Here is a 13,103-nt window from a genome sequence, read left to right as displayed (position 1 = left end):
GCTAGTTAGCCTCTTGGTTTAAACACACACCAGGGGCAAACCAATCACTACGTGCATTGAGAATATCTGCCACATCCAGTGGCTTCTTGTTTGGCAATTGCATTGTTTCAATGATTAACGTGCCATCAGCGGTTGCTACTTCAATCCCCTGTTTGGTTGCTGCAATCACTGTACCTGGTGCTTTTGCACAAGGTTTAGGGTCATAGGTTGCCTGCCATACTTTAATTACGCTTTGTTGGTGTTCAAAGTAGCTAACGGGCCAGGGGTTAAATGCGCGGATCTCTTGCCATAACTGCTTGGCACTTTTGTGCCAATCAAGGCGAGCCTCTTCTTTGGTTAGCTTTTCTGCGTAGTTTGCTAAGGTTTCATCTTGTGTTTGTGCTTTAAGGCTACCATCACTTAAGCCTGTTAGAGCTTCAACTAATGCTAGAGGGCCTTGTATCGCTAATTTTTCATATAGGCTGGCAGAGGTGTCGCTCGCTTCTATGGGTAAGTGTGTTTTTAGCAGCATGTCACCCGTATCAAGGCCAACATCCATTTGCATTATAGTGACGCCAGTTTCGGTGTCCCCCGCCCATAGGGCACGCTGGATTGGCGCAGCTCCACGCCAGCGAGGCAATATAGAACCGTGAACATTAATACAGCCCAATCTTGGTGTATCAAGTACTATCTTTGGTAAAATCAGTCCGTAAGCGACCACGACCATAATGTCGGCATTGAGGCTGGCTAATTCGGCCTGGGCATCTTCATTGCGCAAGGATGCAGGTTGAAAAACCGCAATATTATGCTCTTGAGCCAGAACTTTAACCGGGCTCGCTGTCAGTTTTTTTCCACGACCAGCCGGTCGGTCTGGTTGGGAGTATACGGCAATGACTTCATGTTGAGAGTCTATCAGTGCCTGTAAATGTCTGGCGGCAAAATCCGGAGTACCGGCAAAGATAATTTTTAACGGTTTCAAATCGTGTCCTATTTAGCGGCTAAACGCGCTTCTTTTTCGAGTTTGGTTTTTATGCGTTGGCGTTTAAGTGGTGACAAGTAATCAACAAACAGCTTACCTTGCAGGTGATCCATTTCGTGTTGAATACAAATTGAAAACAGCTCGTCCGCTTCTACGGTAAATTCTTTACCATGACGGTCCAATGCTTTTAACGTCACAAATTCTGAGCGATCCACTTTTGCATATACACCAGGCACAGACAAACAGCCTTCTTCGTTAGTAAAGTCGCCACTGCTTTTAATGATTTGTGGATTGATGAATACGGTTGGGCGTTCAACATCATCTTGTAAATCCATTACGATGAGCTGTTTGTGGAAATTGACTTGGGTTGCAGCAAGACCAATGCCTTTTTCCTCGTACATTGTTTCTAACATGTTATCTATTTGAGTCTGTAATTCTGGGCCAAAATCCGTTACTGGCTCAGCAATAGTGCGTAGACGTTCATCTGGAAATCGTAAAACATTTAATATTGGCATATATAAACTCTTAACAAGTCTGTCAAATTTCAGCCAGTTAGCTATACTGGCTGTTGCGATTAGTGTAATTTTAATCCTTACCGCTTATCAATAACAGTAAAAAGCTCTAATAAAGAGCTAAACAACATGGACTACACCATGAAACGCTTACTTTTACTTGCTTTTTTATCTTTAAATTTATTTAGTGTTAACGCTGATACGTTAACATTAAAGGCTGGGCATCCTGAAACGTACGTCGTTAAAAAAGGCGATACCTTGTGGGATATCTCGGGTTACTTTTTAAATGATCCATGGCGTTGGCCTAAATTGTGGGGCGTTAACCCACAAATCGCTAATCCACATTTAATTTATCCCGGCGATAGATTGACATTAGTCTTTATCGACGGTCAACCTCGTTTAGTGGTAAAACAGCACATTAAAAAAAGCCCTGAAGGCCGGATAGCATCAAAAGATGGCCCAATCCCAGCGGTAGATTTATCACTTATTCAGCCTTATTTGACACAAAATAGGGTGGTTGACCCTGCTGTTTTTGCTGCTTTACCTATCGTTATGAGTGGCGAGAGTCCGTCTCTTCACCATGTTGTGAGTGATATTATTTATGTCAATGCGCAACTTGAACTTGGGCTTAAGGTAGCAATGTATGAAACTGGCCGTGAGTTTTTCTCGCTAGAGCGTGACGCGTTATTGGGCCAAGAAATGATTTTAACCTCTAGTGGCCGCGTTATTGAGTCTGGTCCTATATCAAAAGTAGAGTTGTTAAGTAGCTTACGTGAAACTAAAGGCGGGTTTAAAGTCGCGCCGGTAGAAGATGAAGCCTTAATGTCGGCTTACTTTGTGCCTAAAGCCGCTGACCTTGCTGTACCTGCTGCGATTATTGCCATTAATGGTAATATTCGTGAGGCTGGTAAATTAGATGTGGTTTACCTTGATAGAGGTAGCGAAGACGGTGTTAAAACTGGTCATGTATTCTCAATGTATCGCGATGGTGAAGACATTACGATTGATAATGATGGCATGCCGGTTCGGACTTTAGACCGTTCTTCTTATGATAAAGTATTGGCTCATTTCTCTGAAGACACGATACATAAAATGCCTGATATATTTCATGGTAATTTATTAGTTTTCAAAGTGTTCGATAAAACCAGTTTAGGTTTAATCATGTTTAATGAACGGCCTGCTCGCGTGGGTGATAAGTTAGTTAAGCCAGAGCCGTTAACCTTAAAGGGTGACTAATTTCGGATAAACTGGTCGACTGGCTAGTTGTTTGTGCAGTATCTGGGTTAGGACCGACTCGGATTCAACAATTATTAACTCAGATGGACGTTGAAGAACTTCGTCAACGTCTTGAGTTTGAACCAGAGAGTTTGCCGCTATCGGCAAGCTTGCTGGCAAAGTGCCATATTGATGTTGAAAAGGTGGAGCAGGCCTTAGCGTGGCAAGAGTTACAACCCAATCATTATATTTTAACCCCATCAGATCCCTTATACCCACCATTATTGCTGCAAATTAGCGATGCTCCCCTTGTGTTATTTGTTAAAGGCGCGATTGAGTCGTTAGTGATACCGAGTATTGCCATTGTTGGAAGTCGTAATGCATCACGTGGTGGGTTAGACACGGCTGCCGAATTGGCTTATAACCTCGCCTCCCAAGGTTTTGCCATTACCAGTGGAATGGCAAGTGGCATTGATGGCGCTGCACACAAGGCCACGTTGGCCGCCAATGGAACAACTGTAGCGGTATTAGGTACAGGTGTTGAGCGCATTTACCCAAAACGACATCACTGTTTGTATCACGATATTGTTCATTCTGGTTGTGTTATGAGCGAGTATTGGCCGCATATTGGGCCCTACGCGGGTAATTTTCCTAAACGCAATCGTATTGTCAGTGGCTTAAGTTTAGGGACTGTGGTGGTGGAGGCCAGTCGTAAAAGCGGATCATTAATCAGTGCTCGATTAGCCGTTGAACAAAATCGTGAAGTGTTCGCTGTGCCAGGGTCTGTTTTAGGTGGCTATAGCCAAGGTTGTCACGATTTAATTAAAAATGGGGCAAAACTTGTTGAGTCTGCTGCCGATATAATAGAAGAGTTAGGGTGTTTATCGGAATATCACCTTGAACAATTGCATCAAAGGCACCATATACAGGATAATGACAGTTGTGATTTGCCATTTCCCTCGCTGTTAGCTAGTGTAGGATATGAAACCACTTCGATTGATGCTGTGGTTGAGGATAGTGGGAAGCCAATAGATCTGGTGTTAGTACAAATGCTTGAACTTGAATTACAAGGGTGGGTTGCAGCTGTGCCCGGTGGTTACGTCAGACTAAAGAGGAGTTAGCCATGTTTGATATCCTCATGTATTTATTTGAAAATTATGTTCATAGTGAAATTGAACTATTAGTTGATGAAGATGAGCTCACCAAAGAGTTAACTCGAGCGGGTTTTCATCAAGTTGATATTATCAAAGCCCTTTCTTGGTTAGAGCACTTAGCTGATCTACAAGAAAGCGATAAACCATACTTGTGCAATCATGCTCAGCACTCATTCCGTATTTATACTAAAGCGGAAATGGCTAAGTTAGATGTTGAGAGCCGTGGTTTTTTACTGTTCTTAGAGCAAATCCAAGTGCTCAGTGTTGAAACCCGTGAAATGGTGATTGACCGTGTCATGGAATTAGACGAACCAACATTGGTGCTTGAAGATCTCAAATGGGTGGTATTAATGGTACTATTTAATGTGCCCGGTAATGAATCAGCCTACGAGCAAATGGAAGATTTAATCTTTGAGCAGCCAGAAGGGCGCTTACATTCATAACAGAAAGGAGGCATAGCCTCCTTTTTTAGATCTATAGATTATTTGAGAGCACCATGTCTAAAATTGATCAGCAGCTGTTTACTGTTCATGAACATGCATTGGAAAAAGAGTTTGAGCTTTGTCCTGTTTGTGGCTCTGAGCTGTCGGTTAAGCACAGTAAGCATGGCAGTTTTATTGGCTGTAACAATTATCCTGCTTGCGACTATACTCGACCATTGGTTCAGCACGAGTCAATAGAAACGCAAGTGATAACGGGTTCTGAATGTCCTGAATGCGGTAACGAATTAGCGGTAAAATCAGGGCGTTTTGGTATTTTTATTGGGTGTACGCATTATCCGCAGTGCACTCACATTGAAAAACACGATCACAGCAACGCACTCGCACAAATAACATGTCCCCATTGTCGCAATGGTCATCTAGAATCGCGAACCAGCCGCTATGGTAAGGTTTTTTATGCTTGCAGCGCCTACCCAAAATGCAAGTTTATCGTAAACTATCCACCTTATAATGAAGCTTGTCCCGATTGCGGGTTTGGTATTTTAGTCGAACGCAAAGGGGCCGCGGGTAGCCGTCTTGAGTGCCCGCAAAAAAGCTGTAAATATAAGCGAGCAAAGTAATTTGTTGTTACCACCATTAATTAGATGAAAGGAAATCCAATGTTGCAATTGCAGCCTTCGGCTGTCGCTACCACGATACAACAAGGTGGCGTTATAGCTTATCCAACCGAAGCCGTATTTGGTTTAGGGTGTGATCCTGATAATGATAAAGCCATTGAAAAATTGCTGATGGTTAAACAGCGTCCGTGGCAAAAAGGCCTTATTTTAGTGGCCAGTTCATTTGAGCAATTATTACCCTATCTAGATTTGCAGCAATTAACAGAATCTCAATTGCAATTTGCTCATTCTAAATGGCCGGGACCATTCACCTTTGTGATGCCTGTAAAACCACAGGTTTCAAAGTTATTGTGTGGTGATTTTGATTCAATTGCCGTGAGAGTGTCTGCTCATCCGGTCGTGCGGGAATTGTGCGACACACTCAATAAACCATTAGTGTCCACCAGTGCTAATTTAGCCGGTGAGCCTCCTGTAGTGGATGCACAACAAATTATCACTGATTTTAGCGATAAAATTGAGGCGTTAATCATAGGTCAACTCGGTGAACAACGTCAGCCATCGACCATTATTGATGCTCGCAGTGGCCAGATTCTTCGAAGTGGAAGCTAATTATATGCCTAATACCCAATCAACGGTGCCCGATGCACAACAGGTTAAGTCTTTTTTGTTAGCGCTACAGCAAAATATTTGTCAACGTTTAGAACAACTCGATGGAAAAGCGAGCTTCAAAGCCGATTCATGGACACGAGAAGAAGGCGGTGGTGGCACTAGCCGTGTGATGACAAAAGGTCATGTTTTTGAACAAGCCGGAGTCAATTTTTCGCATGTGATGGGAGCTGCTATGCCTGCATCTGCTACCGCGCATCGACCAGAATTGGCTGGCCGTAGTTTTGAAGCGATGGGGGTGTCGTTAGTTATCCATCCTAATAATCCCTATGTACCCACAACCCATGCAAATGTGCGTTTTTTTATTGCCCGTAAAGAAGGCGCCGATCCGGTTTGGTGGTTTGGTGGTGGTTTTGATTTAACGCCCTATTATCCATTTAAAGAAGATGTGATTAGCTGGCATCAAACGGCTAAAGATATTTGCGACCCATTTGGTGAAGAGGTTTACCCTAAATACAAAAAGTGGTGTGATGAATACTTTTTCTTACCACATCGCAATGAAACCCGTGGTGTAGGTGGGCTATTTTTTGATGATTTGAACCAGCCTGGTTTTGAGCGTAGCTTTGCGTTTATGCAAGCGGTCGGTAATGGGTTTATTGAAGCTTATGCACCAATCGTTGAGCGCAATAAAGCGTTAGAATATGGCGATGATGAGCGCCAATTCCAGCTATATCGCCGTGGTCGTTATGTTGAATTTAACTTAGTTTATGACAGAGGCACCTTGTTTGGTTTACAAACCGGTGGGCGTACTGAGTCAATACTCATGTCAATGCCGCCATTAGTCCGCTGGGAATATTCATTTACCCCAGAAGAAGGCACGCCAGAGGCTGAGTTGTATGATGTGTATCTCAAGCCTCAAGATTGGTTAGCACAGGCTTAACTGTGAGTGAGTAACATGAATTAGCGACATTGCGTTAGCGATTATCGGTTACGCATATTGTCGGCTAACGTCGAAATAGCCTGTGATGTTCAGGCTTTTTTATTGAGTTGATAATGGCAGCGCGCATGCAAATTAACCATTGATCACGCATCGATTCATCAATCGAAAAAGGCATGTGTCTTGCTCTAAGCGCCGGGTGACCATATTTTTGTTGATAGAGCTGTGGACCGCCAAGCCAGCCACTTAAAAATTCATATAACTTTTGTTCAGAGTCAGCAATTGGCGCTCTGTGTATTGCCAATAAAGCCTGAGTTTCAGGGCGAGTTTGCATTTGTTGATAAAAATCATGCGCAATTAATCTGATTACTTCATCCCCACCAATAATGTCGTAGGCGTTTGATTGAGAGGCGTCTCTGTCATCTTGAGGTTGTTTAGCAAATAATTTTCGTAACCAGTGCATAGTGCTCATCGAAGGGGTTGTGGATATTTATCAATCCCATTATTGCATAAGAGCATTGTATTATTAACGTTTTGATACCAATTAATTAACGATTGCGCTGTATTTCAGTCGCTAACTTGGGGTAGATTGGGCGCAAAATAAGAAAGGAGAACTCAATCAATGGTAAAACTCACGCCTTCTTTGGTTGCTGTTGCATTATGTATTGCGCTGTCAGGTTGCAACCCTGCAGAACAACAAGATCCGCAAGTTATCATCAACACCAACCCATACCCAAGTACCTACCATGCGTTACCTAATGCCACAACGCTACTTAAAAATGCCATCGTATTAACGGGTACTGGTGAGCGAGTTGATAACGCTGATGTGTTGATAAAAGACGGTAAAATTAGTGCTGTTGGTCAACAACTGCCTGCAGAGGGCGCTGTGGTTATTGATGCGAAAGGGAAATGGATTACTCCAGGTATTATTGATGTGCACTCGCATTTAGGGGTCTATCCTAGCCCTAATGCGGAATCTCATAATGACGGTAACGAAATGACGAATCCCGTTACCGCTGAGGTTTGGGCAGAACACAGCGTATGGCCGCAAGACCCAGGCTTTAATCGTGCACGTGAAGGCGGGATTACGACGTTACAAATTTTGCCAGGTTCAGCCAATTTAATTGGTGGCCGTGGGGTTACGTTAAAAAACATTCCTGCCACGACAATGCAAGCGATGAAGTTCCCCCAAGCCCCTTATGGATTAAAAATGGCCTGTGGGGAAAACCCCAAAAACCTTTACGGAGGTCGTAATGAATTACCCATGACCCGTATGGGAAATATGGCAGGTTACCGTACCGCATTTATCCAGGCCACAGAATATAAGCGTGCCTGGGACAAATACAATGCCGATTACGCAGCAGGTAAAAACCCAATAGCCCCAGAGCGTGACTTAATGAAAGATACACTTAAAGGTGTGCTTGAAGGCGATATTTTGATTCATAATCACTGCTACAAAGCTGAAGAAATGGCAATGATGATCGACTTAGGCAAAGAGTTTGGTTATCACGCTGGAACATTTCACCATGCCGTCGAAGCTTACAAAATTGCAGATTTATTGGCAGAAAATGGCAACTGTGCCGCGATGTGGCCAGATTGGTGGGGTTTTAAGCTTGAAGCTTACGACATGGTACTTGAAAATGTTGCCATGGTTGATGCAGTGAAAAATTCATGTGCCATTGTGCACTCTGATTCTGGGGTGACTATTCAGCGCCTTAATCAAGAAACCGCCAAAATTATGCATGCGGCAAACGACAACGGTTTTGAGATAACAGAACAACATGCCATTGCTTGGATTACCGCTAATGCGGCTAAATCATTAGGCATAAGTGATAAAACTGGCTCGCTTGAAGTGGGTAAAAATGCAGATGTGGTTATTTGGAATACGAATCCGTTTAGTGTATACGCCCAGGCTGAAAAAGTGTTTATTGATGGCGCCAAAGTTTTTGACCGCCACGATGCCGCCTATCAAGCACAAAGTGACTTTATGTTAGGTCAACAATAAGGAGCAAGACAATGACGCTATTTAACAAATCTTTACTTGCTTTAAGTTTATCGGTCGGCCTGTTATTAAGTTGTGCTGTAAAAGCTGAAAGTGTTGCCATCATTAATGCCACGGTACATACAGCCACCGAACAAGGCGTATTAAACCAAGCAACAGTAGTATTCGAAAACGGTATTATTTCAGCAATCAATCCACAAAATATGTCATTTGATCGTGTCGTTGATGCTAAAGGTGCAACCTTGACGCCAGGCTTTATTGCCGCGATGAATGATATGGGATTAGTTGAGGTTGGTGCCGTGGCAACATCTCGAGATGCAAGCGATAAAGAAGCCGATATTATCTTTGATCCAAGCCTTGCATTTAATCCTAAAGCTACCACTATCCCGTTTGCGCGTAAGGGGGGAATAACCCGTAATATCGTTACATCAGATGGTGGTGAGAGTGTATTTGCTGGAGAAACATTTGTTGTCAATTTAACCGGTGATTTTGATAGTGTGCTGGCCACCAATACCGGGTTATTTGTTCAATTAGGCGCCGCTGATGAAGGGTCTCGAGCTATTGGTATGCAACAACTCATCCATAAATTAGATGATGTTAAAAAAGCCTTATCTGAGGGGAAAAAATCAAAAGATAAAGATGATGAAGTAAGCCGTGAGGATACCGTCATCGCATCGGTTTTAGCAGGCAAAAAACCATTGATTGTTGCAGTTGACCGTGCAAGCGATATTTTGCATATGGTTAACCTTAAACAGAAGTTTAATTTGGATCTGGTTATTGTTAACGCAGCAGATGCGGTTTTGGTTGCAGAGCAATTGGCAAAGGCAAATATTCCGGTTGTCATTGATGTTATGCGCAACCTACCAGAAAGCTTTGATGCGCTTCATAACTCGCTTGATAACGCCGCTAAACTGGCAAGCGCGGGAGTAAAAGTGGCGATAGCCTTACCAGGCGACAGCCATGGGGTATATGCATTGCGATACAGTGCCGGTAATGCGGTGGCTAATGGTATGGATTATCACGATGCACTGGCGGCAATAACGGCTAACATTGCAGATATTTTTCATCTAGAAGGTGGACGTATTGCCGTAGGTCAACCTGCTGACTTAGTATTATGGAGCGGTGACCCGTTTGAATATCGCTCTAAAGTTCAGATGATGTGGATTGCAGGCGATGAACAAGGCTTACAAAGTCGTCAAGATGAGTTGCGAGATCGTTATTTGAAAAAAACAGATATGCCTGCAGCCTATCGCTAGACGTAATTAATATAAATGAAGAGAGTTTTGATGACCGATAAATATGCTGTTTTTGGTAACCCTATCGCACAAAGCAAGTCGCCCTTAATTCATAGCGAGTTTGCATTACAGACTGACCAAGATATGAGTTACGAGGCCATATTAGCGCCGGTTGATCAATTCTCTTCTTCATTAACTGCCTTCTTTGCCAATGGTGGGCAAGGCGCCAATGTTACTGCGCCATTTAAAGAGCAAGCCTTTGCCATGTGCGATGAACTAAGCGAAATGGCTAAATTAGCAGGAGCAGTTAACACGTTGGTTAATTTACCTAATGGCAAAATTGCTGGCGATAACACTGATGGTGTTGGTTTGGTCAATGATGTCGAAAGGCTGTTTGGTCCACTAAAGAGTAAACGTGTTTTACTCGTGGGCGCTGGTGGCGCGGCAAGAGGCTGCATATTACCTATATTGCAGCAAAACGTCGCGCAATTGGTTATTTGTAATCGTACACATGACAAAGCCGAGCAATTGCAAAGGCGGTTTAATGAGTATGGTAACTTTTTTGCTAAACCCATTTCGGAGCTGAGTTCGCCATTTGATTTGGTGATTAACTCAACATCAGCCGGATTAACAGGACAACTGATTGCACTACCTGACACAATAGTTGATGGAACAACCGATACTTACGACATGACTTATAGCCAACAAACCACGCCATTTAATCAGTGGGCTCAAGCACAGGGCGCGCGCAAAACGGCAGACGGTTTGGGTATGTTAGTAGGGCAAGCGGCCGCTAGTTTTCATTTATGGCGAGGCGTTACACCAGATCAAGGTCCTGTAATGCGTAAACTTCGTGAGTTACTCGCAAAAAAGGCTGTGGATTAATGAATCAAAGTATTATTTTTACCGATCAGTTATTTATTGAACAAGATAGAGTAAGGTTTATTGCTCAACAACAAGGGGTGAATATTAATTGTTATGTGAGCTTTACGGCGATGGGCCAATTTTGTGAACAACAAGGTATTAATCAGTCTAATGCGGCTGACGTATTCGAGCTCTGTCGCTTCGATATAGAAGACAAAGCTGAAGCGTTAATTGGCCAAGAATCGTTTAATGATAATGGAGATATTGAACTCTATTAAAAGCGGTTGATTAGGTTATTTAGCTGCCGCTTTTTTGAGTCGCTTCTGATGATACATATTACTATCAGCCAACTTAAATGCACTTTGCCAATCGTGCTGATATTGAGCAATGCCATAACTAAACTGAATTGCAGGAGTTAATTGACTTAAATCTTGTGCTAACTGGGTTATCTGCGCCTCCAGTTTGTCTAAAGGTCCAAGACATAAAGCAACAAATTCATCTCCGCCATATCGAGCAACCAAATAATCTGGATGCCACATCGACTTTAAAGACTGTGCAAACGTTTTTAATGCTGAATCACCAGCATGATGACCGTGTAAATCATTAAGAGGTTTTAAATTATCCATATCTAAAATGACAACATAGCTCGCTAAATTCGGGTCATGCTGCCATTGCGAAATAGCAGCATCAAATTTTTTGCGGTTATATAATTCAGTTAAACCGTCTACGCTAGCCATGACTTCGATTTTTTTAGATTTTTGATACAAAGAAATCGCATTGGCTGCCTCTGAGGTCAGGATATTAACAAGATTGATATCATACTCACCAAAGGCCTCCATTTTGCTGCTATCCAAATTCATCATGCCGTATAGCTCGCCATCAATTCTAATTGGGCTTGATAAAGTAGAGCAAATCGGTTTTTCTGAAGCGTTTAACAACACAAACTGCTCATCATCAGTTAGTGTTGTTTTAGAATTGATAAGGCGCATATTATTAATCAGAACAGTCTTGTCTACACGACCTTCGGTTTTTCGGTATAAAAAGGTTTCATCAAGAGTAAAATGAATGCTTCTAAGCAAATCGATGTTTAATCCAACAACAGATTCAAACACCAATCGGTTGGCCGAATGATCCACTAATATAATGCTGCCCATTTCGGCATCATCAATCGCATTAACTGCTTTTTGCAGTAAAGCATCTAAAAAGGTTTTTTCAGAATCATACTGACTAGATAAATTAACTAGCTCATAGGTTGTGTCATTTATTCGCACCACCTGATCAAGATGTTGCCAAAGGCGCTGTATGTTTTGTTTGTGAATAAAATAGGTCAGCAGATAACTGATGATATAGCCGATACACACTAACGATAAATACAAGTAGGCGTTTACTGTCTCAACTAACACAAAGATAACAAGACTAATCAATAGCAATGGGATAACCAGCAATAATAAATGCTGCTTAACACTGATATCCCTATTGTTTGTGTTTGACTCTCGATTCTTTGGGCGCACCTAATTCATCCTTGTTTAAAAATCGGCTATCAAATAAATAATCCATCCAAGATAAACTATTATATAAAGCAAGTTAGCTTAATAAAGCAAAAATGTCTTGGTTCGGGGTTATAACCCATTTTATCGCAACAAAAAATAAAACGGGCATAATGCGTCATGCCCATTTAGATAATACAATTAGCTAGATTGCTGCAAATCAACCAGATACTCATTTTTTAAGCGAACGTAATTATCAGCAGACTGAGGCAAAAAGGCTCGTTCTGCTTCAGTTAGAGGTCTCGCTTGCTTGCAAGGGCTGCCAACATATAAAAAGCCGCTTTGCAGTACTTTATTAGGCGGGACTAATGAGCCCGCTCCCACAATGACATCATCCTCTACTACAGCGCCATCAAGTAAAATAGCCCCCATGCCAATAAGAACACGATGACCAATCTTACAGCCATGTAACATTGCCTTATGACCAATAGTGACATCATCACCAATAATCAGTGGGTGCCCATCTGGATTTGCTAAAGATTTGCGAGTGACATGTAATATGCTGCCATCTTGCACATTACTACGCTTACCAATACATATTTTATTAACATCACCACGAGCGGCAACAAGTGGCCAAATACTAGCATCATGGTCCAATTTTATATCGCCTACAAGCACAGCTGACTCATCAACATAGACACTATCAGCTAAATCAGGGTGTATTCCTTGGTAAGCTCTCACATTAGTAGACATAACAATCCTTATATATTCATGGTTTGTGACAGTATAATGCTTAAAAACTAGCTGGTCAGGCTAAATTATCTGCAAACAAGCCAAAAACTACAAATAACCTTAAAAAAGGGGTTGCACTAAATCTTTTGCTGCCTATAATGCGCATCCACTGACACGGCAGACAGCGAAAGCAGTCACCGAGTGAGTTGAACCAAGTGCTTCAAAACACAAGGTTCAGCGCGAAAAGAAAGTTTGAAAAAACACTTGACGCGAAGATGGGAAAGCGTAGAATACGCAGCCCAAGCCGACGACCTAGCGTCAAAGGCGATGCACGAAACACGGCA

The 13,103-nt window shown here is 42.4% G+C and carries 14 protein-coding genes and 1 pseudogene; 10 read left to right on the top strand and 5 right to left on the bottom strand.

Translation table 11 applies throughout. The features are described from left to right. Nucleotide 1: 1 nt before the first annotated feature. Complete coding sequence (gene fmt, locus L2703_RS11695; RefSeq protein WP_248971273.1) at nt 2-958, bottom strand: methionyl-tRNA formyltransferase; 957 nt, start codon at nt 956-958, stop codon at nt 2-4. An 8-nt stretch (nt 959-966) separates the two neighbouring features. Beyond that, nucleotides 967-1,473, bottom strand: a complete 507-nt coding sequence (def, locus tag L2703_RS11690) for a peptide deformylase (protein ID WP_248971272.1) — start codon at nt 1,471-1,473, stop codon at nt 967-969. A gap of 126 nt (nt 1,474-1,599) precedes the next feature. On the opposite strand from def, the gene L2703_RS11685 reads away from it, so the two are divergent. The 6 genes from L2703_RS11685 to hemF all read left to right on the top strand — a co-directional run bounded on the left by L2703_RS11685 (nt 1,600) and on the right by hemF (nt 6,442). After that, nucleotides 1,600-2,706: a LysM peptidoglycan-binding domain-containing protein gene (locus L2703_RS11685; RefSeq protein ID WP_248971271.1), complete on the top strand. Its 1,107-nt coding sequence runs from the start codon at nt 1,600-1,602 to the stop codon at nt 2,704-2,706. A gap of 83 nt (nt 2,707-2,789) precedes the next feature. Continuing rightward, nucleotides 2,790-3,806: a DNA-processing protein DprA gene (gene dprA / locus L2703_RS11680; RefSeq protein WP_248971270.1), complete on the top strand. Its 1,017-nt coding sequence runs from the start codon at nt 2,790-2,792 to the stop codon at nt 3,804-3,806. A gap of 2 nt (nt 3,807-3,808) precedes the next feature. Then, on the top strand, nt 3,809-4,282 hold the full coding sequence (locus L2703_RS11675; protein WP_140232873.1) for a DUF494 family protein: 474 nt from the start codon (nt 3,809-3,811) through the stop codon (nt 4,280-4,282). Nucleotides 4,283-4,335: 53 nt separating this feature from the next. Next, nucleotides 4,336-4,899 (top strand): DNA topoisomerase family protein, encoded by a 564-nt coding sequence (locus L2703_RS11670; protein ID WP_248971269.1) that lies wholly within the window; start codon nt 4,336-4,338, stop codon nt 4,897-4,899. A 39-nt stretch (nt 4,900-4,938) separates the two neighbouring features. Continuing rightward, the gene (gene tsaC / locus L2703_RS11665) at nt 4,939-5,505 is read left to right on the top strand and encodes an L-threonylcarbamoyladenylate synthase type 1 TsaC (RefSeq protein ID WP_248971268.1); all 567 of its coding nucleotides are present in this window, start codon (nt 4,939-4,941) and stop codon (nt 5,503-5,505) included. A 4-nt stretch (nt 5,506-5,509) separates the two neighbouring features. Next, nucleotides 5,510-6,442, top strand: coding sequence for an oxygen-dependent coproporphyrinogen oxidase (gene hemF / locus L2703_RS11660; RefSeq protein WP_248971267.1), 933 nt, complete (start codon nt 5,510-5,512; stop codon nt 6,440-6,442). A gap of 41 nt (nt 6,443-6,483) precedes the next feature. Here the strand turns inward: hemF and L2703_RS11655 are convergent. After that, nucleotides 6,484-6,902 (bottom strand): annotated as a pseudogene (locus tag L2703_RS11655) (group II truncated hemoglobin). A 159-nt stretch (nt 6,903-7,061) separates the two neighbouring features. Between L2703_RS11655 and L2703_RS11650 the strand changes: the two are divergent. From L2703_RS11650 to L2703_RS11635, 4 genes are read left to right on the top strand one after another with little or no spacing between them, the layout of a single operon-like run. Next, nucleotides 7,062-8,444, top strand: coding sequence for an amidohydrolase (locus L2703_RS11650; protein ID WP_248971266.1), 1,383 nt, complete (start codon nt 7,062-7,064; stop codon nt 8,442-8,444). An 11-nt stretch (nt 8,445-8,455) separates the two neighbouring features. Continuing rightward, a complete protein-coding gene (locus L2703_RS11645) occupies nt 8,456-9,697 on the top strand; it encodes an amidohydrolase family protein (RefSeq protein ID WP_248971265.1) in 1,242 nt (413 codons plus the stop codon). A gap of 30 nt (nt 9,698-9,727) precedes the next feature. Then, the gene (gene aroE, locus L2703_RS11640; RefSeq protein ID WP_248971264.1) at nt 9,728-10,561 is read left to right on the top strand and encodes a shikimate dehydrogenase; all 834 of its coding nucleotides are present in this window, start codon (nt 9,728-9,730) and stop codon (nt 10,559-10,561) included. Continuing rightward, a complete protein-coding gene (locus tag L2703_RS11635) occupies nt 10,561-10,818 on the top strand; it encodes a DUF1488 family protein (RefSeq protein ID WP_248971263.1) in 258 nt (85 codons plus the stop codon). The genes aroE and L2703_RS11635 overlap by 1 nt, the downstream gene beginning before the upstream one ends. A 15-nt stretch (nt 10,819-10,833) precedes the next feature. Here L2703_RS11635 and L2703_RS11630 read toward each other — a convergent pair whose 3' ends face one another. After that, nucleotides 10,834-12,051, bottom strand: a complete 1,218-nt coding sequence (locus L2703_RS11630) for a sensor domain-containing diguanylate cyclase (RefSeq protein ID WP_248971262.1) — start codon at nt 12,049-12,051, stop codon at nt 10,834-10,836. A gap of 177 nt (nt 12,052-12,228) precedes the next feature. Next, the gene (locus L2703_RS11625; protein ID WP_248971261.1) at nt 12,229-12,780 is read right to left on the bottom strand and encodes a gamma carbonic anhydrase family protein; all 552 of its coding nucleotides are present in this window, start codon (nt 12,778-12,780) and stop codon (nt 12,229-12,231) included. Between the last annotated feature and the right edge of the window lie 323 nt (nt 12,781-13,103).

The sequence above is a fragment of the Shewanella basaltis genome, from assembly GCF_023283885.1.
GTDB lineage: Bacteria > Pseudomonadota > Gammaproteobacteria > Enterobacterales > Shewanellaceae > Shewanella > Shewanella basaltis.
The sequence above is the reverse complement of the archived record's forward strand: the minus strand, read 5'-3'. Positions and strand labels throughout refer to the sequence as shown.